The organism is Butyrivibrio sp. INlla16, from assembly GCF_900104155.1.
In the GTDB taxonomy this organism is placed as follows: domain Bacteria; phylum Bacillota; class Clostridia; order Lachnospirales; family Lachnospiraceae; genus Butyrivibrio.
Genome location: NZ_FMYB01000005.1, coordinates 123,388 through 144,754 on the forward strand (window position 1 = coordinate 123,388; position 21,367 = coordinate 144,754).

18 protein-coding genes are annotated in these 21,367 nt (G+C 40.8%); 1 reads left to right on the forward strand and 17 read right to left on the reverse strand.

Annotated features, from left to right (window positions below; genetic code table 11):
- The 17 genes from BLR42_RS04115 to BLR42_RS04195 form a co-directional block, all read right to left on the reverse strand.
- Positions 1-1,152, reverse strand: a complete 1,152-nt coding sequence (locus BLR42_RS04115; protein ID WP_022759869.1) for a sodium ion-translocating decarboxylase subunit beta — start codon at positions 1,150-1,152, stop codon at positions 1-3.
- A gap of 29 nt (positions 1,153-1,181) precedes the next feature.
- Positions 1,182-1,541, reverse strand: coding sequence for a biotin/lipoyl-containing protein (locus BLR42_RS04120; protein ID WP_022759868.1), 360 nt, complete (start codon positions 1,539-1,541; stop codon positions 1,182-1,184).
- A gap of 26 nt (positions 1,542-1,567) precedes the next feature.
- Positions 1,568-2,404 (reverse strand): OadG family protein, encoded by an 837-nt coding sequence (locus tag BLR42_RS04125; RefSeq protein WP_091866876.1) that lies wholly within the window; start codon positions 2,402-2,404, stop codon positions 1,568-1,570.
- Positions 2,405-2,417: 13 nt separating this feature from the next.
- Positions 2,418-3,848 (reverse strand): acyl-CoA carboxylase subunit beta, encoded by a 1,431-nt coding sequence (locus tag BLR42_RS04130; RefSeq protein ID WP_022759866.1) that lies wholly within the window; start codon positions 3,846-3,848, stop codon positions 2,418-2,420.
- Between the two features lie 165 nt (positions 3,849-4,013).
- Complete coding sequence (gene scpB / locus BLR42_RS04135) at positions 4,014-4,583, reverse strand: SMC-Scp complex subunit ScpB (protein WP_091866878.1); 570 nt, start codon at positions 4,581-4,583, stop codon at positions 4,014-4,016.
- Position 4,584: 1 nt separating this feature from the next.
- Complete coding sequence (locus BLR42_RS04140) at positions 4,585-5,340, reverse strand: segregation and condensation protein A (protein ID WP_091866880.1); 756 nt, start codon at positions 5,338-5,340, stop codon at positions 4,585-4,587.
- Positions 5,341-5,357: 17 nt separating this feature from the next.
- Complete coding sequence (locus tag BLR42_RS04145) at positions 5,358-6,227, reverse strand: metallophosphoesterase (protein WP_091866882.1); 870 nt, start codon at positions 6,225-6,227, stop codon at positions 5,358-5,360.
- An 81-nt stretch (positions 6,228-6,308) separates the two neighbouring features.
- Positions 6,309-6,485 (reverse strand): 30S ribosomal protein S21, encoded by a 177-nt coding sequence (gene rpsU / locus BLR42_RS04150; RefSeq protein WP_022755619.1) that lies wholly within the window; start codon positions 6,483-6,485, stop codon positions 6,309-6,311.
- Positions 6,486-6,631: 146 nt separating this feature from the next.
- Positions 6,632-9,286 carry an alanine--tRNA ligase gene (alaS, locus tag BLR42_RS04155; protein WP_091866884.1) on the reverse strand — a complete coding sequence of 885 codons (2,655 nt, stop codon included), beginning with the start codon at positions 9,284-9,286 and terminating at the stop codon, positions 6,632-6,634.
- 13 nt (positions 9,287-9,299) lie between these two features.
- Positions 9,300-10,709 carry a glycine--tRNA ligase gene (locus tag BLR42_RS04160; protein WP_091866886.1) on the reverse strand — a complete coding sequence of 470 codons (1,410 nt, stop codon included), beginning with the start codon at positions 10,707-10,709 and terminating at the stop codon, positions 9,300-9,302.
- Between the two features lie 60 nt (positions 10,710-10,769).
- Positions 10,770-11,384, reverse strand: coding sequence for a hypothetical protein (locus tag BLR42_RS04165; RefSeq protein ID WP_091866888.1), 615 nt, complete (start codon positions 11,382-11,384; stop codon positions 10,770-10,772).
- A gap of 130 nt (positions 11,385-11,514) precedes the next feature.
- Positions 11,515-12,165, reverse strand: a complete 651-nt coding sequence (recO, locus tag BLR42_RS04170) for a DNA repair protein RecO (protein WP_091866890.1) — start codon at positions 12,163-12,165, stop codon at positions 11,515-11,517.
- Positions 12,165-13,232 (reverse strand): GTPase Era, encoded by a 1,068-nt coding sequence (era, locus tag BLR42_RS23470; protein WP_242879174.1) that lies wholly within the window; start codon positions 13,230-13,232, stop codon positions 12,165-12,167. The genes recO and era overlap by 1 nt, the downstream gene beginning before the upstream one ends.
- On the reverse strand, positions 13,225-16,173 hold the full coding sequence (locus tag BLR42_RS04180) for an insulinase family protein (protein ID WP_091866892.1): 2,949 nt from the start codon (positions 16,171-16,173) through the stop codon (positions 13,225-13,227). Before BLR42_RS04180 ends, era begins: the two co-directional genes overlap by 8 nt.
- A gap of 16 nt (positions 16,174-16,189) precedes the next feature.
- Positions 16,190-17,974, reverse strand: coding sequence for a glycosyltransferase family protein (locus tag BLR42_RS04185; RefSeq protein WP_091866894.1), 1,785 nt, complete (start codon positions 17,972-17,974; stop codon positions 16,190-16,192).
- 118 nt (positions 17,975-18,092) lie between these two features.
- Positions 18,093-18,833, reverse strand: a complete 741-nt coding sequence (locus tag BLR42_RS04190; protein ID WP_091866896.1) for a YebC/PmpR family DNA-binding transcriptional regulator — start codon at positions 18,831-18,833, stop codon at positions 18,093-18,095.
- A gap of 19 nt (positions 18,834-18,852) precedes the next feature.
- Complete coding sequence (locus BLR42_RS04195; RefSeq protein ID WP_091866898.1) at positions 18,853-20,259, reverse strand: hemolysin family protein; 1,407 nt, start codon at positions 20,257-20,259, stop codon at positions 18,853-18,855.
- A 135-nt stretch (positions 20,260-20,394) separates the two neighbouring features.
- On the opposite strand from BLR42_RS04195, the gene BLR42_RS04200 reads away from it, so the two are divergent.
- Positions 20,395-21,360, forward strand: coding sequence for a hypothetical protein (locus BLR42_RS04200; RefSeq protein WP_091866900.1), 966 nt, complete (start codon positions 20,395-20,397; stop codon positions 21,358-21,360).
- The last annotated feature ends 7 nt before the right edge of the window (positions 21,361-21,367 follow it).

Here is a 21,367-nt window from a genome sequence, read left to right on the forward strand (position 1 = left end):
TTAGAATACTCCAAATACCGCCATAAATGTTCCGGCAACGACTGCGGTACCTACGACACCTGCAACGTTGGGACCCATAGCATGCATGAGAAGGAAGTTGCTGGGATCATACTCTGCACCAACCTTCTGTGAAACTCTGGCTGCCATCGGAACAGCTGAAACTCCGGCAGAACCTACAAGAGGATTAACCTTACCACCTGTAAGAACGCACATCAGTTTACCAAACAGACATCCTGCGGCAGTACCGATAACGAATGCAATAAGACCAAGAACAACGATCTTAATTGTTGTGATATTAAGGAATGCCTCAGCACTTGTTGTAGCACCTACTGAAGTACCCAGCATAATAACTACGATATACATAAGAGCATTGGAAGCTGTCTCCTGGAGCTGACGAACAACGCCACTCTCGCGGAAAAGGTTACCAAGCATAAGCATACCGATAAGGGGTGCTGTTGTAGGAAGAATCATACTTACAACTATTGTAACGATGATAGGGAAGAGAATCTTCTCAAGCTTTGATACCGGACGCAGCTGCTGCATGCGGATCTTTCTCTCCTTCTCAGTTGTAAGAAGCTTCATAACAGGGGGCTGAATAATCGGCACAAGTGACATGTAGGAATATGCAGCCACGGCAATCGGACCAAGGATTGTGGTCTGATTAAGCTTTGTAGCAAGGAAGATAGATGTAGGGCCATCTGCTCCTCCGATGATTGAAATAGCTGCAGCCTGCTGATCGTTAAAGCCCATGGCAATAGCCATAAAGTAAGCTGAAAAGATACCAAACTGAGCAGCTGCTCCCATAAGGAAGCTCTTAGGGTTGGCAATGAGGGGACCGAAGTCTGTCATCGCACCAACACCCATAAAGATAAGTGACGGCATGATTGCCCACTCATCAAGCAGGTAGAAATAATACAAAAGTCCGCCTACACCATTGGATGACTTATCAATAGAAAGCATAATATCCGGATAGATATTAACCAAAAGCATACCGAAGGAGATAGGCACCAAAAGAAGTGGTTCGAAGTCTTTGGCAATTGCAAGATACATAAAAATCAATGCTACGACAACCATTATATAGTTACCGGGAGTCATTGTTGTAAATGCAGTTTGCTGCCAGAGATTCGATAATGTGTTTACAATGTAATCCATTTAACGACCTCCGTGAGTCTCTCCTAAAATTAGTTCATTGTTGCAACAACGCCGCCGGCCTCAACTGCATCGCCTACTGCAACGTCGATACTTGCGATAGTTCCATCCTGAGGAGCTACCATAGGAATCTCCATCTTCATAGATTCCATAACAACAACAGCATCACCCTTCTTAACAGCCTGGCCTACAGATGCCTCAATCTTAAGAACCTTACCTGCTGCACCGGCAGTTACCTTTACGCCGCCTGCGCCAGCGCTTGCCTTCTTTGCAGGTGCTGCGGGAGCCTTGGGAGCTGCTACGGGAGCTGCTGCAGGAGCAGCGCCGCCTGCGCCTTCTTCTACGGTTACATCATATACGTTTCCGTTAACGGTAATTGTATAATTTTTCATTATCTATATCCTCCTAAATATTAGCCTTAAGCCTTTTTCCAATTACTTGCCTTGCCGACTTTACGAACAGATCTCACAACAAATCCGTCTCCGCCTGCACTGCTACTGCCTTCATATGCAGCAATTGCAGCAGATATAACTGCTATAAGCTCTGCATCATCTGAAAGCTCTTCTTTTTCAGCAATCTGAGATGTCACATTATCCATTGACTTCTGAGCTATTTCTTTAGCGCTCTCGGGCTTCTTCTCAGTAATCTTGTTAATAAGCGGGAAAGCTGAAATAACAAGAGCAATGATAATAAGTACGGTGAATGCCATACCCATTCCGAGAAGAGTATTAAGTCCGGCACTTCTGAGCTTTTCTCCCAATGAATGATTTACATTAACAGAGATAAGTGTCGGTACGCCCTTTCTGTCAAGGCTGTACTCAAGGACTGCAGTATGAGCATTGCTTCCTGTTCCCTGTATGGTAGCGTCTACCATAAGTTCACCATCTTTATTGACATAATATGTAAGATCCTTAACACTTATGTCTTCAGCAATAGTCTCTTTGCTCTGGAAGCCAAGCTCATCAATGGCATCATACCAGTTTTTATATCCGGCATAGAAAACATCATAAGTAGACTCATCAAAGCTGTCCTCTAATTGCTCTTCAAAATTTTCAGGTGTAATACCCTGTAAATACATGGTCTCAAAATAAGAATCTTCAATAGTCTGTGCGTATTGCATCAAACCATCTTTTGAAAATACATTCTCGTCATACCTGCTACCGGCAACTGTATTATATTGAATACTATTACCACAGGCTGCAAGAGACAGCATGCAGATCAGCGTAACACCTAAAGCTAAAATCTTATGCTTCACTGTCCGCTCCTCCTTATACTGTAGTGTGCTTCCTTACAGGGCGTTCCTCACGCTTGCTGTAAAGCATTTCGAAAGCTCCTATTACGTATTTTCTTGTATCTGCAGCATTGATAATTGTATCAACATATCCTCTTGCTGCAGCACTTTCAACATTATTCTGGAGTTTCTCATATGCAGCAGCTGTGTCTGCAACTGTGCTTGAATCCTTGCCGTCGGCAATGATCTTAGCTGCATGCTCAGCGTTCATGGTACCGATCTCGGCATCAGGCCAAGCAAATGTCATATCAGCACCAACTGCCTTAGAGTTCATGATTACATAAGCGCTTCCGAAAGCCTTACCTGTTACTACATTCACCTTCGGAACGGTAGCTGCAGCAAGGGCAGCCACAAGCTTAGCAGCAGCCTTAGCTACATGTCTCTCATCACACTTTGTTGCACCGAATCCATTTACATTTGTAAGAGAAAGAACCGGAATCTCAAAAGCATCACAGAAGCTTACAAGGTCAGCAGCCTTATCACAAGCATGAGCAGTAAGAACATTATCAAACTTCTCAGCTACTTCACCCTTTTCATCGTAGAGTTCGCTTCTGTTACCGATAACGCCAACAGTAGCGCCATTGAGCTTAATGAATCCTGTAACCATCTCTTTAGCAAAATCTCTCTTAGTCTCAAAGAAGATTCCGTTATCGGAAATCTGTCTGAACATAAGAGCAGGATCATTAACAGATCCTTCAAGGTTCTCACATGCGCGGTTAAGATCATCTGCGCACTCATCAAAATTCTCTGTGTCTTCATTATTGGAAGGAAGAATTGAAACGAGTTCTCTAATCTGAGCATAAAGTGTCTGTTCGTCACCTATTACATCAACGTTTCCTACTTCACTGCCCTGCCATGCAGCTGCTGAAGTATCACACTTCTCCTTGCTGTTACCTTCAAGTACATTGGGAGAATTAACAAAGAGCTTTCCACTCTTTTCTTCCATAAATGTGAAATCTGTCATTGTGGGGAAAAGTGCTAGACCGCCACCGCATGATCCAAGAATAGCTGTGATCTGCGGAACCACTCCTGAAGCGCTAACCTGTCTGCGATAGATCTCGCCGAATGCATTAAGCGCATCAGTTGCCTCCTGAAGACGAAGACCTGCAGAATCAATAAGGCCGATTACAGGTGCTCCCATCTTAAGAGCCATATCATAGAGACCAGCTATTTTCTTAGCATGCATCTCACCTACAGAGCCACCAAGAACTGATGCATCCTGAGCATATACGTATACAAGCTTACCGCCGATAACGCCATAGCCCGTTACTACACCATCAGAGGGTGTCTCTGTCTGCTTCAGATTGAAATCTGTGCTTCTGGCCTTAACCTGAGCGCCGATTTCAACGAAACTGTTTTCATCAAGCAGAGAAAAGATTCTCTGGCTTGCCTGAGAAGAACTACTCATTTCTTCACCTCCGTAATTTATTATTAAGTGTATAAAACCACAACTTAAGTCATGTTAAAGTATAACACAAAATAAGGGCATGGAGAATACTCCATACCCTTATTTTCTGCGCTTTTTATACATTTTTTATCAGCGGGCAAAAATTGCAAATTAAACCTGCCATTTTTAGATATCAAGCTTGACACTGATTTCCTGTTCAGCTTCCTGTTTGAACTCCTCAACTCTAACCGCATCAAGAGAAGGAAGTTCCTCCAGAGACTTAACACCAAAGCTTCTAAGAAACTGCTCGGTTGTGCCAAAAAGCAGTGGTCTTCCCGGCGCATCAAGTCTCCCAAGTTCCTGAACAAGATTGAATTCAACAAGACGATTCACAGCATGATCGCTGTTTACGCCTCTTATTCTTTCCACATCAAGTCTTGTAATAGGCTGTTTGTACGCTATTATTGAAAGTGTTTCCATAAGTGCATCCGTAAGTGTTATCTTCTTAGGTGTTTTAGCCACCTTTATCAGATACTCATACATCTCACTTTTCGTACAAAGCTGAATAGAATCTTCAAGTTCAATAAGACCTATTCCGCTGTCACTCTTTTCATATTTTTCTTTCAGATAGCTTATTTCATCCCTTACATCCTTAAGGTCCTGATCAGTAGCATTGCATATAGATGCTACGCTTACTGAATCTCCCATTGTAAAAAGGATTGCTTCGATAACTGCTGCTCCCTCTTCTCTTGTCATCTCATCCTCGCTTTGCTCTGTTGGAAGTAATCATAATATCGCCGAAAGTCTCATCCTGCTCAATCTGAATATCCCCGACTTTCATAGCTTCCAGAATAACCAGAAATGTAACAATAATCTCAACCTTGCTTCCCTGCTTTTCAAGAAGCTGCTTAAAACTGAATCTGTCATGTTCTCTGATATAAGCCTTCACATACAGTGTCTTCTGATCAAGATCTACAGATTCCTTTTCAATCTTTCCGAATTTACTTCTTATCGGATCAACTTTATCCTCCTGTCTCCTAAGAAGTGCCTGGAAAATTTCGTTAAGTTTCGAAAGATTCGCATCTCCCAAAAGCGCATCATAATCTATAGGCTCTTCATAAGACATTACTTCATCTGGAACATTCTTTTTGCGATACATATGAGTATCAGCATCCATCTGGCGGTCTCTGAGTTCATCCGCCATATATTTATACATCTTGTATTCCAAAAGCTTTTCAACAAGTTCAGCTCTGGGATCTTCCTCTTCTCCCTCTTCGTTTACTTCCTTAGGAAGAAGCATTTTGCATTTTATATCCACAAGAGTTGCTGCCATTACCAAAAACTCGCTGGTAACTTCCATGTCATCATTCTGCATGGCTCTAATGTAATCCATATATTGCTCAGTAATCACAGCAATCGGAATATCATAAATATCTATTTTGTTTTTATCTATAAGGTGAAGAAGCAGATCCAGAGGCCCCTCAAAAACCTGCAGTTTAACTTCAAGCGCCATTATTATTCCTCGTGTGTTTAGTTTTTGTCTGAGATAAGATGTATCACGCACAATTCCCCGGGATTATTGAATCTCACTCTTATGGAATGAGTTGAAAGCCCTCTGCTGAGAATCATCTTTGAGCCTTCAATCTCATAGAGACCGCCATCATATTTCGGAAATGGAACCAGTGCGGGAGATATTACGCCTCCAAGCAACGGAAGTCGAATAATTCCGCCATGAACATGTCCTGATACGGTAAGATCAGCTCCCCATGCCTTATATCTGTCAAAATATATAGGATTATGAGCCATTAAAAGCTGAAATCTTTCCGCGCAGGGTACACCGAAGAAATCCTCAATGTATCCATCAGGCAACTCGCGTCTGATAAACTTTCTGAAAAATTCACGCCCAATCTCGAGTCCATGAATCTCCATATTGTAGTCTTCAAGATACGTCCCCTGATTTCGCAGTACAACACATCCTGCATCTCTGATTTTTTTATCATATTTATCATACGCCTGCTTCCTGTCGCCTCCGAGAATATCCATTTTACTCTCATGATTACCATTTGCGGCATACACAGGGTATCTTGAGCACAACTGCGATATGAAGTCAGCTATCTCATCGTATCGCTCTTTTCCCAGTTCCTGATAAGCAGTCAGCATATCACCTGCAAGAAGAATTGCGTCAGGAGATATATCATCTATAGCTTGTATCAGTCTGCTGTTTCCTTCCCCAAAACTATTCTCATGAAGATCCGAAAGCAAGCAGAAAACACCATCTTTTTTTAGTTTGTCCGAATGTATCTCATAGTTTCTTATAACAAAGTTATTCATATCATGATGAACAACCAATACTATAAGAATTATTATCAAAATAGCGGCTACTACCAAGAAAATATGCATATCTTATACCATTTTTTATCTCATAGTTTTTCTATGAAATAAAAATAGTCCTTGATTTATAAAACCAAGGACTTGTTTTTATTAATTATATTTACGTTTTCTAGCTGCTTCAGACTTTTTCTTACGCTTTACGCTTGGCTTCTCGTAATGTTCTCTTTTACGAATCTCCTGCTGGATGCCAGCCTTGGCACAGCTTCTCTTGAAGCGACGAAGCGCGCTGTCTAAAGTTTCATTTTCTTTTACAATAACTGTTGACATTCTTTACTCTCACCCTCCCTTCAGACCCTTCCTTAACGGGTGACCAGGGTTATTTGCTATGTCTCTAGGCTTTCACCCACATAACATCTATAGATTATACCATATATTTCCACACCGTCAAGCAAAAATTTTAAAGGTTTATATTTTTATTTTATTTGTGACTCCAAAGCCTTTGCTGCTTCAGCAATAGCATCAGGAATTCCGGCAGGATTCTTTCCGCCTGCCTGAGCCATGTTGGGACGACCACCACCGCCGCCACCGACTTTACCTGCAATAGCTTTTACCAGATTACCTGCATGAGCACCGGATGCGATAGCACCATCAGTAGCCATGGCCATAAGATTAACTTTACCGTCATTCTCCGAAACAAGAACAACTACGCCCTCACCAAGCTTAGCTTTAAGCTGATCACCAAGATCTCTAAGGCCGTTCATATCAACGCCCTTAACACTCTGAGCAATAAGCTTAACGCCTTTGACATCTAAAACGCTGTCCATAACATCACCGAGAGCTGCCTGAGCTTCCTTACTCTTCAAGGACTCATTCTCGCTCTTAAGAGCCTTGAGCTCTTCCTGGAGTTTCTTGATATACTCAACGATATCAGAAGGATTTGTCTTAAGAGCCTTTGCAGCCTCTCCAAGATTTGTCTCTACATTTTTATAATATGCTCTTGCATTGTTTCCTGTAAGAGCCTCAATACGGCGAACACCTGCAGCCACACCGCTCTCTGAAAGGATCTTGAATACTCCGATGTGACTTGTGTTTGCAACATGAGTACCGCCGCAAAGCTCGATTGAGAAGTCTCCCATATTAACGACTCTTACTGTATCGCCGTATTTCTCACCAAAAAGAGCCATTGCTCCGGTCTTCTTAGCTTCTTCAATAGACATTTCCTTAGTAACAACAGGAAGTGCCTCTAAAATCTTGGCATTAACAATCTCTTCAACCTTCTGAATCTCCTCAGCAGTCATAGCCTGATGATAACTAAAGTCAAATCTGGTCTTATCGGGATCCTGATATGAACCTGCCTGCTCTACGCCATCTCCAAGAACTTCCTGCAGTGCCTTCTGAAGAAGGTGTGTAGCTGAGTGGTTACGGCATGTCTTAGCACGATTCTCAGCATCAACATTAAGAGTAACCTTATCTGAAGTCTTGAAGTTTCCGCTTACAACCTTACCGACATGAGCTGTTCTTCCGCCTGAAACCTTAATAGCTTCAGAAACAACAAACTTAGAGCCCTCGGAACCAACGATTTCACCGATATCGCCTACCTGGCCACCCATTGTGCCATAGAAAGTAGTTTTATCTGTGATGATTGTTCCCTGCTCACCTTCCTTAAGCTCATCTGTAAGAGCCTCTGCATCTGCCATTGCAACAACAGTGCCCTCGCAGTTAATCGCGTCATAGCCAAGGAACTCTGTGTTTACAGATTCATCAAGGCTGTCAAATACACCGGAACCTGTGGTGAGGTTAGCTGAGAAATTCTGGTTCTCCCTTGCCTTCTGCTTCTGCTCTTCCATTGAAGCCTTGAAGCCTTCCTCATCAACACTAAAGCCTTCTTCTTCTGCAAGCTCAATTGTAAGCTCAACAGGGAAACCGAATGTATCATAAAGGAAGAATGCATCCTTACCTTCAATCTGCTTCTTACCGTCTGAAGAAGTCTTATCAAGAATCTTCTTGAACTCCTTCATTCCATTTTCAAGTGTAGACTCAAAACGTACTATTTCTCTTTCGAGCTCAGTAAGTACAAACTTCTGGTTTTTGTTAAGATGCTCATAGCTCTCTTTGTACTCATCAATGTAAATCTTAGCAACGCCAAGTATCTGATCCTTGTTTAAGCCAAGTGTTCTCGCATGTCTTACTGCACGGCGGATAAGTCTTCTGAGAATATATCCGGCACCTGTATTAGAGGGAAGAAGCTTAGCCTCGTCACCGATCAGCATAACGGCTGTACGTGTGTGATCAGCAAGAATACGCATTGATCTTGTGGTCTTGTCATCTGCTTCGTACTTTATTCCGCTTTCTTTCTCAATATATGCAATAACTGGTGCATGAAGATCAATCTTATAGACATCATCTACGCCATTAAGGAAAGCAAGAATACGCTCAAGACCCCAGCCTGTATCAACGTTCTTCTGAGAAAGAGGTGTAAGACTGCCATCATGATGCTTCTCATACTGCATAAATACATCGTTACCGATCTCGGTATACTTACCGCAATGGCATCCGGGGCCGCAATTAGGACCACAATCCGGGATATCCTTCACATAGAACATCTCACTGTCAGGACCACAGGGGCCATATTCAAGTCCCCACCAGTTATCCTCGGCAGGAAGATAGAATATGTTTTCGGACTTAAAGCCGGATTCTATACGATATTTTGCACCCTCTTCGTCTCTTGGTGCGTTTTCGTCACCTGCAAAAACAGTAGCTGCAAGATGATCTGCGTCAAATCCGAAAAGCTCTGTCAAAAGCTCAAAACTCCACTGGCAACGTTCTTTCTTGAAATAATCCCCAAGAGACCAACTTCCCATCATCTCAAAAAATGTTCCGTGGCTCTTATCTCCGACTGAATCTATATCATTTGTACGAACACATCCCTGAACATTGCAAAGTCTTGTTCCCATAGGATGCTTCTTACCAAGAAGATACGGCATAAGCGGCTGCATACCTGCAACGTTGAACATAACACCGGTTGAACCGTCTGAAACCAGTGATACTGCGCCACAATCCACATGGCCTCTGTCTATATAGAACTGCTTCCATGCTTTACGCAGTTCATTAGCTGTAAACTGTTTCATAATAAAACTCCTCTTAAAATTCAAACTTATCAGCGAAGAATGACTCAAGCTCGTCGATAGCGATTCTCTCCTGTTCCATGCTGTCACGGAAGCGAACCGTAACCTTTCCGTCTGTCTCTGAATCAAAGTCATAGGTTACGCAGAAAGGAGTACCGATTTCATCCTGTCTTCTGTATCTCTTACCGATATTACCTCTGTCATCGAACTCACAGTTATACTTCTTTGAAAGAGTTGCATAAATCTTCTCTGCGCCCTCGTTAAGCTTCTTGGAAAGAGGGAGAACACCAATCTTAATAGGTGCAAGTGCGGGATGGAAACGAAGTACTGTACGCATATCAGGTGCCTCTTCGGTACCAAGATTCTCCTCATCATATGCTTCACAAAGGAATGCAAGAACTACACGGTCAGCACCGAGTGAAGGCTCAACAACGTAAGGAATATATTTCTCCTTAGTCTCATCGTCAAAGTATTCCATAGGCTCGCCGGAAGTCTCCTGATGCCTTGTAAGGTCGTAGTCAGTTCTTGAAGCGATACCCCAGAGCTCACCCCACTCTGTGAAGGGGAATGCATACTCAATATCAGTTGTATGATCACTGTAGAATGAAAGTTCTTCAGGATCATGATCACGAAGACGGAGATTCTCTTCGTTTATGCCAAGAGAAAGAAGCCATTCATAGCAGAATTTTCTCCAGTATGTGAACCACTCGGTCTGTGTTCCGGGTTTGCAGAAGAACTCAAGCTCCATCTGCTCAAACTCTCTTGTACGGAATGTAAAGTTTCCGGGAGTTATCTCATTTCGGAAGCTCTTACCGATCTGGCAGATACCGAAAGGAAGCTTTTTACGTGAAGTTCTCTGTACGTTCTTGAAATTAACAAAGATACCCTGCGCTGTCTCAGGTCTGAGATATACAGTGTCCTTTGCGTCCTCGGTAACACCCTGGAAGGTCTTGAACATCAGGTTGAATTCTCTGATTCCTGTAAAGTTGTGTTTACCACAGGAAGGACAAGGAACATTGTGATAATTTATAAATTTCTCCATCTCTTCATGAGACCAACCATCGACTGAAGACTCAAGAGTGATTCCATTCTCAGCCGCAAAATCCTCAATAATCTTATCTGCGCGGAATCTCTCATGACATTCCTTACAATCCATAAGCGGATCTGAAAAGCTTCCAAGATGTCCTGATGCAACCCATGTCTGAGGATTCATAAGAATTGCACAGTCAACGCCGACATTGTGCGGGCACTCCTGAACAAACTTCTGCCACCAAGCCTTTTTTACATTATTCTTAAACTCAACACCGAGATTTCCGTAATCCCATGTGTTGGCAAGACCGCCGTAAATCTCACTTCCGGGATAGATAAAGCCTCTTCCCTTTGCAAGAGCAATAATTTTGTCCATTGTCTTCTCTCTAGCTTTCATAATACAAAACCTCTTTCCGAGCATTACGCCCAAATATTTTTAAGAGCAAATGCTCATTTTTTACTTACTTAATACTATACAAGCCCTACTATCATCTGCTATTTCAGATAAATCCGCGAGGTAATTATCAATTATCTTCACTCCCCTGGAGACATATTTTATCTTATACGGAGCAGCTACTATATTCTTCATGGCCGTAACTACAATATGCTCATCCGACAGCTCAGATGCTTTATCGCTCTCTATAGGATTACCGTCTGCATCAACAAGCAAACCGGTTTCGATATGTCCGTTCAATTTTGCATCCGCAACAGTCTCATAAATGAACGTCTCACTGTTAAAATCCGAAAAATTATCGGAATTGCCAAAATTCATTACCATTTTTATTTTTCCGGACTCTGCATCAACAGATTTTAGTTCTGCCGCACCTTCACCGTTCTTCACAACAAAAGCATTGACTTCATTCTCAGTCATTTCTCGCAGTTCATCAACGCTGTAGTAGCTCTCGGAAAAATCCTCAATCATAGTACTTACTACAGATCCATCCTTATTCACCTGAACAGATGACTTATCAAGCTTTGACACATCACTTTTTTTGCCGCATCCGGAAAAAGCAAGAAGTATAACAGTCGCAAGCGATAAAATAAGGATTTTTCTACACATCACTTTATTCACTTATTTTCCCCTTATAAATATGAAACTTTGTAGGCGCACAATATATGCGCGCATACTTTTTAGATTATATACCGCATTTTCTTGTTTTTCAATTTCTATAATTAATTCTTTTCATGAAGCCTGTTCGTATTTATGTAATCATATTTATCATTTCAAGGCTGTTTAGTTTTCTGTCTATAAATCGCTTCCTGTAAATATCGCATATATGCTCAAGTTCATGCAATACCTCATCGGTAACCGCAAAAGAAAACAGCTTCTCAACATTCGTATTCCTAATGTACTCCAGAGTATATGCAGTTGATTGCACATAATCTCTGTCTGTGGGTATTCCGGGGAACTCTCCGTTAACTACCAGCGTCTTTATTTCATAGACGCATTTGACGAGTCTGTTATCAAGTTTATCTGATTCAAGCGCACGAAAAGACTGGTATAGAAGTTTTAATACCTCTCGCTCGTCATTATTCTCTCTTGTGTAATAGTCCGCCAGCTCCATGAAATACATACCATAAAGAGAAGCATTAAAATCCTGTCTGAAATATTCAAAATAGTTTCTGATATTCGCTTCCTGTATGTTGTATGAGGTGCGCCCTTCATATAACTTAAATTCACCAAAGGAAAAAGGTTCAACCTCGCCCGAAAGTGGATTTCCCGGACGTCTTGAACCTTTTGCAAAAGCAGAAATCTTACCACGTTCGGAAGTTAAAATTGTTACCACCCAGTCGTATTCTCCGACAGGCGACCTCTTAATAATAATTCCGTTCACAGTGGTTAATTCTACCATTATTTCTTTGAATCCTTATAACCAAAATTTTTCATCTGTACTGTATCGTTTCTCCAGTCCTTCCTCACCTTTACAAATAACTGAAGATTAACTCTGCAGCCCACCATCTTCTCGATATCGGTTCTTGCCTGAGAACCGATTTTTTTCAGCATAGAACCGCCTTTGCCAATAATTATTCCTTTGTGAGAATCACGCTCACAAATGATGGAGGCTTCTATATCCATGATTTCTGTTTCATTTGACACATCGGCAGCATCGGTTTCTCCGCCCTTTAATGCTGCCAACATAGCTTCGAGATCAGGTGCACCATCTGCAGTGCTCTGTACATTATCGGCAGATTTATTCTTCTTTGGCGGATGAACATGCTTTGACTTCTTCTTTTTTAACGAGGATGCTGCTTTTCTTGTCTTCATGGTCTCGACAGTCACCGCAATCCCATGAGGGACTTCATCCGAAAGAAGTCTAAGCGCTTTCTCTCTGATAATTTCTCCTACAATATCTCTTTCAGACTGATCTGTAAGTGTCTCCTCATCATAGAAAGGATCTCCATAGGGAAGTCTGTCAAAAATCGTCTGCATAAGCTCATCAAGATTATCGCTCTTTAAAGCTGAGACGGTAACTATATCCGCATAATCCATCTCCTTTTTATAAGCATCGATAAAGCTTTGAAGCTCATCAGCAGATACAGTATCAATCTTGTTAATAACAAGGATAACCTGCTTACTGCACTCCCTTAGCTGATCGATTATCATATGCTCCCCGGCACCGATAAAAGTACTCGGTTCCACAAGCCACAAAATAAGATCAACTTCTTCGATAGTCTTGGTCGCAACCTTGACCATATATTCCCCAAGTTTATTCTTGGATTCATGAATACCGGGAGTATCAAGAAAAACTATCTGTCCGCGGTCATCAGTATAAACCGTCTGAATCCTTCCTCTTGTTGTCTGAGGCTTATGCGAAGTTATGGCTATCTTCTGTCCTATGAGATGATTCATAAGCGTAGACTTTCCTACATTCGGTCTTCCTATAAGAGTTACATAGCCACACTTCATACTATTATTCATTTGATTTTCCTGCATAAATAAGCTGCTCCACTTTTCCGAATAAATCCTTATTCTGCATAAGCTTATTGCCGTCACCTACTACACATAAGCAGTCATCAGCCACAAAGGCATCGATATATGCTGCAAGTTTTCTTATTTTTTCCTGATCGGTAGCAAGAAGCGCATCTCTGTCCTTCTGAATATCTTCATAATCAGCATTACACATATAAACAGTAAGACCATAGGCTCCCTTTGTCGCAGGGGTCTTGGGCGTATCAAGATCACTTATTGCTCCGATTACAAACTGTGTAATTGTTCTCTCATCAGCTTCGAAATTTTTAAGATAATCGGAAGCCTTTTTGAAAACATCTATACTTCTGGAAAGATGCGGATCCCTGTAGGTTACAAAATAAGAATCTCCGTTCTTGGCAAAACCGCTCATACATCCGTATGCACCGCCGAGAACTCTGATATTTTTCCAGAGATAATCATATCCCAGCATAACTTTGAGTACTCGAAGCGAACCGTCATATTTAAGTCCCTTGTTTGCAAAATTGCCACCAAGACATACATACTGAACTTGGCCTGCAGTCTGAAATGCTTCGTTTTTCTTTTCACATGAAATCTCAAATCCTTTTGTGCTTATCTCTTCGCTGTGAAGTGCGAGCGCAAAATCACTGACTTTCTGCTCAAGTTCGGCATATTCTTTCTCACTTGCAGTATAATCAACAAGAAGATTCTCCGGTCGGAAGATTATCTTACATAGCTCAAGCATATTGGAGATAAATTCATCTACAGCTTTATCGTCCTCTTGTATGCGCTCTCTGACTTCTTCCATAAATCTATACCCACCGATTCCGGATACCATGTCCGAAATCTTAGCGGGTTTTGATACATAGGAAAGAGCTCTTAGTGCAGCACTGTGATGGCCTGCACCCGAAAGATCCGAACGCGCTCTGCTGCATGCTTCATCAAGAATTTCAAGAATTCTCTTTTTATTATCAAACTTCGTTTTTAAAATAATCTCACTTACAAGTGCAAAGGCTTTATCAAGCTGCGGGTAAAGAGCTTTAGCTGTTATTTCAAAAGTAGTCTTAAACTCTGAAATATTCTGTGCATCAGTATATGTACTTATGGAAGCATTAATCCCACCTGTCTGAAGATTGATTTCATTATATAGATCCGTATAACTGTAGTTCTCTGTGTCCATAAGCCCCAGCAATGTTTTCAGCATTGGTGCATAAGGGAGCAGCTCATTCGGGACTTTTCCCATATCAAAGACAAAATTCAGATATCCAATTCCATTTGTAAATACATCATGGAATAGTATCTTCTGATCACCGACTTTTCTTAATTCGTTAAAATATTTGTCAGCTTCCTTACGTATATCCTCTCTGGTAAGAAGCGGGATTTTAGCGAGATCTTCAGGTCTGTCAGGCTCTTCCTGATAAGCTTTAAGCTCAGCTGTATCTTTTACAATTTTCTGAATTTCTTCAGCACTCAAACTGTCACGATACTCTTTAAGCTTATTTTTAAGTGCCTCCTCTTTTTCTTCGGTAAGGCCTCTTTTGGGTTCCATGGTAAGAACCGTGCTGTGTGTATTGTTTAAGATATATTCTTCAGCAAGTTTTTCAAAATAACCTGTATCCACTTCTTTTTTCAAAAGTGCAAAGGTATTGTTTGCTTCAATATTTATCCAGGGCTTTGAGTCATCATAAAGCCAGCTGTCAAGTACCTGCAGACCATATAGAAGTCCTTTTGGAAATCTTCCAAAATCAGCTTCTCTGTATTTGAACTCATCGGCATTGATGCCTGCAAGAAGAGCTTTTTTATCAATACCGTTTTTTATCTGCTCTTTTATAACCTGTTCGATAGTTGAAACAAATTCTTCTTTTTGCTCAGGATTAGCATTTTTCGCAACAATAGAGAATACGGGTTGAATTATGCCATTATCGTATTCACTGAAAACTTCGCTTCCTATACCTTTGTCGATAAGTGCTTTTTTAACTGGAGCTCCGGGAGCAGAACACAGCGCATAATCAAGTACATCGAAAGCCACATAGAACTTTGGATCGAGACTGCTTCCAACAGAAAAATTAAGTGAGAGATATGTATTATCTTCCAGAGAATCTTCCTTCAATATCGGATAAAAATCCCTTATGTCCTTTCTCGCATCAAAAGGCTTCTGCAATTTAATCTCGGAATCAACCTCAAGACTGTCAAATGCAGACAAATAGTTTTCGTCAATATATTTAAGTTTTTCAGCCATATCCATGTTCCCGTACAAATAGATATAACTGTTTGAAGGATGATAATACTTTCTGTGAAAATCAAGATAATCCTCATATGTAAGATTATAGATTTCATCAGGATCTCCCCCTGATTCAATGCCATAGGTGGTGTCAGGGAAAAGTGATTTCCTTATAACCCTGGCAACCACTTCATCTGCTGATGAGAAGGCACCCTTCATCTCATTATAAACAACACCGTTAATTCCAAGTTCATCATTGGCATTGTTCATCTCATAGTGCCAACCCTCCTGCATAAATATCTTGCTTGTTTTATATATGTTCGGATAAAAAACGGCATCAAGATAAACATGCATAAGATTCTGGAAATCGGCATCGTTACAACTTGCAATCGGATAAACTGTTTTATCCGGATATGTCATAGCATTTAAAAAAGTGTTAAGCGAACCCTTGACCAGTTCTACAAAAGGATCCTTTATCGGGAATTCTTTGGAGCCGCACAAAACAGTATGTTCAATTATATGCGCAACACCTGTGGAATCCTTGGGCGGAGTTCTGAAACCGATATAGAAAACCTTGTTATCGTCATCGTTTGATAACAGTGCAACCCTCGCCCCCGTCTTTTTATGACGAAGAATGAAGCTGTCCGAATTTAGATCCTCTATTCTTCTATGCTCTAATACTTCGTAAGTACTAAGTTCTTCAACTTTCATAAATTATCCTCACAAATTAAATATCAAAATCATCGTCCGGTGCGATGTTAAGGTCGAAATCATCTTTTCTTTCAGCAGAAGGCTCTTCAGTAGATGCTTCTACAGATTCATTTGTTGGTTCTTCTACAGAATCTTCTTCAATTTCAGTTAGAGGCTGCGAAACATTTTCTTCTGATTTTGAAGCCATCTTATCTGCGGCGACCGCAGTTCCAACCGAAAGAATTCCGATAGCTGCCATTTCAGGGCGATTCATATTGAAGTGCGGAACGATATCTTCTTCATCCTCTTCTCCAACCGGTAAAACCATCCCCTCAGGAACATATCTGGGAGTCTTCTCTTTGCTGTCATTCATATTTTCAATATTTTCTTCTTTAGCAAGTTCAATATCTTCAGCTTTTTCTTCTTTATCCGGTTCAATATCTTCAGTTTTTTCTTCTGTGGACTTCGTATCTTCAGTTTTTACTTCTTCTACGGATTCAGTATCTTCAGTTTTATCTTCAGGTTCAGGCTCTTCTATAATCTCCGGTTCTTCAGCCTTCTCCGTTTTCACGACAGGCTCAAATTCCCTTACATGTATGATAGCAGAAATCCCGCATGATATCATGATAACCACGAAAGCAACGATCATAACCTCACTGTTTGCTATCGTATCACCAAGGAATACCGAACAAACAATCCCCAGTACCGAAAGCATGAGTAATGGACAAATTTTTGTATCTCGCTTTATAAGATATAAAACAGCCGGAATCAGAGCGAGTGCAAGGAGTCCAAAAGCAAGGTAGGTATTATATGCAGAGCTCTTTACCATAAGAAGCCATGCATTTTCATTATAGCCGAAAAATCTCCAAGTCCAGTGAAAATAGGTATCGGGTATATTATCATATCCTCCCTCCAGAATAAGCATTCCTCCAAAAGAAAGCACTCCTGAAACCAAAAGAATAATTTCATTCAGACAAATATTGAAAGTCTCGCAGTACATATCAGAAAGCACCCATGCCGCTACAAGGAATACTATAATGGCAGCACTGGACGCCTCCAGATAGATCATGAGACCGAAAAATGCTCCGAGCAGGATACTAAAAATCTTATAGTACCATCTATTGCAGGAGTTCTTTGTAAAGCCTTTCACATAAAATACAGTGAGCATCAAAAGCAAGAAAAATGTCATGCTTATAAGCTGCATAGAATCAATGGTTTTAAGAGAATACCCAAAAGTCGGAATAGCAACAACAGCAGCTGTTCCAAGGAAAGCCGGGATCAATCCAAGAACCTTTCTCAAGGTTATATATATAAATATAACCATAAAAATTCTCAGGACTAAATTAAGCATATAAGCGGAATTGAGAGAATTTCCCAAAAATCCCATAAACACCTTAAGACAACCAACATACGCTCTGTCAGCTATTCCACCAGATAATGTCTCCTGCCCTGACGCTGCAACAACAGCACTGTTATACAGATTCATATTGCCTGTATAATCATTTATCAATGCCGATGTATATCCAAATATAATTATTCCGGCAATAATTATTGCCAATGGAAGAAACATTTCGAGCCACAAAGGCTTTTTGTATTCACTTATAGCGGTCGATGAAATTACCTTCGAAACTGCAAGATTTGCAAGAAATCCAATTAGAGCAGACGCTGCCAAACATGCAATAATAAAACCGCCTGCCACATAATATCTGCCAAAGTATGGAAAAAGCCCCGAAACAAAGCCGGTAACTCCTATGGCAAACAACATTCCCACAAAATAAATTACCCAGACACAAATCCCCATCCATGTCTTTTCCAGCTTCATCTCAAGGCCTCCCCATGTTTTATTTGCCCCTCATCCGGCACTTCGTGCCACCTTCTCCCCTAGGAGAAGGCAGGGATAATTTTTCCCACCTCGTCATTTAAAGTAGGGTTATTTCAAATCATTCAGCTGTGCTGTCGTCCCAGTTGTGATAAACTGCCTGAACATCATCATCCTCTTCAAGAATGTCAAGAATTCTCTGGATGCACTTGATGTTGTTCTCATCAGTAACCTCAACATAGTTCTGAGGAATCATTGTTATCTCTGCGGAAGCAGACACAATCTTTTCCTTATCAAGAGCCTCAACAACTCCCTGGAAAGCTTCGGGTGTTGTAAGAATCTCGTAGCTGTCATCTTCCTCATTAAAATCATCAGCGCCTGCATCAAGGACAAGCATCATAAGGTCGTCTGACTCCATAGAGCATTCTTCCTTATCGATAAGGATCTGACCTTTTTTATCAAACATATAAGATACACATCCGGGTGTACCGACATTACCATTGCCCTTTGAAAATGCAGCTCTTACATTTGCAGCTGTACGATTGATATTATCTGTAAGTGTATCAACGATGATTGCTGTGCCGCCCGGGCCATAGCCTTCATATGTAAGTGTCTGATAGTTAACACTTCCGTCAGCTCCTGCAGCCTTCTTAATTCCACGCTCAATAGTGTCGTTAGGCATGTTGTTTGCCTTAGCCTTAGCAATAACCTGTGCAAGCTTGAAATTGTTTGACGGATCGGGACCGCCTTCCTTAACTGCTACGGCAATCTCACGTCCTATGACTGTAAAGATCTTACCTTTTGCAGCGTCGTTCTTCTCCTTTTTATGCTTAATATTTGCAAATTTTGAATGTCCTGACATTGTATCCTCCTAAAAGTCATTAATTTTCTTTATTTTCCTGATCGTCTTCGGCTTCCTCGGATTTTTTTTCTTTAATCCTCTTAACCAAAACGCTTTGGATCATGTGATTCTTAACCGAAAGAATTTTAAATGAATATCCTTCGATTTCCGCGGTAAAGTCCTCACCCTCCTCAGGGATTCTATCAAGTTTTGAGATAAGAAGCCCATTTACGGTTTCAAAATTGGCATCCTCAAATTCAATTCCAAACCTATCCTCAAGATCCTCGAGAGGAGTTTTACCCTCAATTATAAATTCATCTTCATTGGATGTAGCCTCAATATAGTCTTCATCCTCGTCATATTCGTCCATTATATTACCGACTATTTCCTCGATAATATCCTCCATAGACACAAGCCCTGCGGTCTGACCATACTCGTCAATAACAATGACCATCTGCGTCTTGGACTTTTGCATGTCATGGAAAAGGCTGTCAATATTCCTGGTCTCAGGCACGTTTCTGGGAGACCTCAAAAGTCCTCTCGTTTTTCTTAAGGGTGTATCATCATCAGTGTGTTCCGAAAGCTTTTTCATCGCATCTCTAATGTGAAGAATTCCAATGATATGATCAATATTGTCAAGGTAAACAGGAAATCGGCTGTTATTCATATCAAGCATAAAGTTTACAGCTTCCTTCAGCGTGGTATTACCATCTATACATACCATCGCTTTCCTGTTGGTCATAATATCCTGAGCCTGCTTATCTGAAAACTCAAAAATATTTGAGATCATATCAGCCTCGGAATCCTGAAGAACTCCCTGCTCCTGGCCCTCGGATACCATCGATTTTATTTCTTCCTCTGTTACATCATTATCATCAGCATCCCAATGAAAACCGAACAATCTAAGAATTCCCATCGCCGTAAGTCTTACAAGACCTGTGAACGGACTAAAGACGGTAATTATCATTGAAATGGCACCAACGCCGAAATACGCCCATTTCTCAGGATATCTGGTACCAAGTTTTCTCGGAATAAGAACACCTATCGTTAAGATGATATACATCAGCAATACAAAGGCTATGCCGTATGAAATAATATGCAAAAGTGTGATATTACTAATATGACGGCTTAAGAGACCGTATGTGATACTGCTTAATTCTCTGATATAAATTACACCGAATATCATGTTTATAAGAAGAGTAAGCAGCTGTATCGTGTTTATATATCTCCCGGGAAACTCAAGTATTTGTTCGAGCTTCCTAGCTGTTTTCTTTTCTCTTTCACGTAAAGGACTTGGATTATCCTCATCCTTATCACCATTTTTATTTAGATCATCCGGTTTCAGATTCTCGATTGCTGCTCCAAAACCATAACAGAGCACATCCATGAGAATCATCACAATAAATATCAGTAAAAAAGCAGTGGCAGTAGGCCCACCATCGTCCATCTATTTTCATCTCCTTTGCTAACAAAATCGCAAAATGCGTCAAAATAAAATATAGCATTTTGCGTATTTACAGTCAAGAAAACGAGAATTTCTTACCCACTTGTCATCGTTTTTTCGTTAAAGTAAAATAAATATATGATTTCAGCATTTTTTGAGTTCCTTACAAAAGGACTTATATGGATAATTAAAAACATTTTCGATATGATAGGATTTTTCCTGCGCTTATTGTTCTGGCTACTGCGACTGTTCTTACTTATACTGCCTGTTACAGGAATTGTTTACAGTCTTTTTTTTATTGCCTTGATAATAGAAGTTTTTGCAGGTGAAAGCGTCCTGTCTTCTATACTTCCCATCAATTTTGATTCCACAAGCACTAAAAATCTTATCCTTGAAACGCTTCAGGGATATCTTTCACTTCTGTCCCAGTACAGTGGAACTCTTATGTATTTTATACTGTTTTTGTTTCTGCTCATACTTGCGGTTCCGATATTTCTTGTATTTATCGGTGCAGGGACATTTGTCTATGCGGGAAGAATTTTGCTCATCCCAGTACTGATAGATCTATTCGGATATCTTGTCGGAAGCGTAATTATAGGAAAATCGTCTTCTGATGTATTCAAAGCCAGATATCGCAGACTTTTCCCTTCAGTAGGACGAAAGCTTAACGAAAAGAGCTATGACAGGTGGCTTCAAAGACACCACGATGAGTTTGAAAATGATACTTTCGGTCAGACAAAAAAACAGAAAGCTCTTGATGATTTTTATGAAGAGGACTACGAAGATGAATATGAGGATGATTATGAGGAATACGAAAATGATTATGATGGATATGAAAATGAATCAGAGCTCTACTATGAAGATGACTATGATGATGCGGAGTATGATGAAGAACCAATAAATAACCCTTTCAGTAAATCTTTTAAACGTAGCACCAATGCCGAGCATTTCAATTTCTTTGCGGGATGTACAACACTTGATTCAGCAAATAAAAAATACAAATCTCTTGTAAAGCTCTATCACCCCGACAACATGGACGGTGATACTTCCGCTTTACAAGAGATCAATTATCAATACAACGAAGTTAAAAAAAGGCTGGGGTAACCCCTCA

What these genes read in the sequence shown, in the direction of transcription:
- BLR42_RS04120 (WP_022759868.1), bottom strand. Translation starts at nt 1,541, where the DNA reads ATGAAAAATTATACAATTACCGTTAACGGAAACGTATATGATGTAACC.
- BLR42_RS04140 (WP_091866880.1), bottom strand. Translation starts at nt 5,340, where the DNA reads ATGGCGCTTGAAGTTAAACTGCAGGTTTTTGAGGGGCCTCTGGATCTG.
- scpB (WP_091866878.1), bottom strand. Translation starts at nt 4,583, where the DNA reads ATGACAAGAGAAGAGGGAGCAGCAGTTATCGAAGCAATCCTTTTTACA.
- BLR42_RS04115 (WP_022759869.1), bottom strand. Translation starts at nt 1,152, where the DNA reads ATGGATTACATTGTAAACACATTATCGAATCTCTGGCAGCAAACTGCA.
- alaS (WP_091866884.1), bottom strand. Translation starts at nt 9,286, where the DNA reads ATGAAACAGTTTACAGCTAATGAACTGCGTAAAGCATGGAAGCAGTTC.
- BLR42_RS04180 (WP_091866892.1), bottom strand. Translation starts at nt 16,173, where the DNA reads ATGAAAGTTGAAGAACTTAGTACTTACGAAGTATTAGAGCATAGAAGA.
- BLR42_RS04185 (WP_091866894.1), bottom strand. Translation starts at nt 17,974, where the DNA reads ATGAAGCTGGAAAAGACATGGATGGGGATTTGTGTCTGGGTAATTTAT.
- rpsU (WP_022755619.1), bottom strand. Translation starts at nt 6,485, where the DNA reads ATGTCAACAGTTATTGTAAAAGAAAATGAAACTTTAGACAGCGCGCTT.
- BLR42_RS04160 (WP_091866886.1), bottom strand. Translation starts at nt 10,709, where the DNA reads ATGAAAGCTAGAGAGAAGACAATGGACAAAATTATTGCTCTTGCAAAG.
- BLR42_RS04200 (WP_091866900.1), top strand. Translation starts at nt 20,395, where the DNA reads ATGATTTCAGCATTTTTTGAGTTCCTTACAAAAGGACTTATATGGATA.
- BLR42_RS04195 (WP_091866898.1), bottom strand. Translation starts at nt 20,259, where the DNA reads ATGGACGATGGTGGGCCTACTGCCACTGCTTTTTTACTGATATTTATT.
- recO (WP_091866890.1), bottom strand. Translation starts at nt 12,165, where the DNA reads ATGGTAGAATTAACCACTGTGAACGGAATTATTATTAAGAGGTCGCCT.
- BLR42_RS04145 (WP_091866882.1), bottom strand. Translation starts at nt 6,227, where the DNA reads ATGCATATTTTCTTGGTAGTAGCCGCTATTTTGATAATAATTCTTATA.
- BLR42_RS04190 (WP_091866896.1), bottom strand. Translation starts at nt 18,833, where the DNA reads ATGTCAGGACATTCAAAATTTGCAAATATTAAGCATAAAAAGGAGAAG.
- BLR42_RS04130 (WP_022759866.1), bottom strand. Translation starts at nt 3,848, where the DNA reads ATGAGTAGTTCTTCTCAGGCAAGCCAGAGAATCTTTTCTCTGCTTGAT.
- era (WP_242879174.1), bottom strand. Translation starts at nt 13,232, where the DNA reads ATGAATAATAGTATGAAGTGTGGCTATGTAACTCTTATAGGAAGACCG.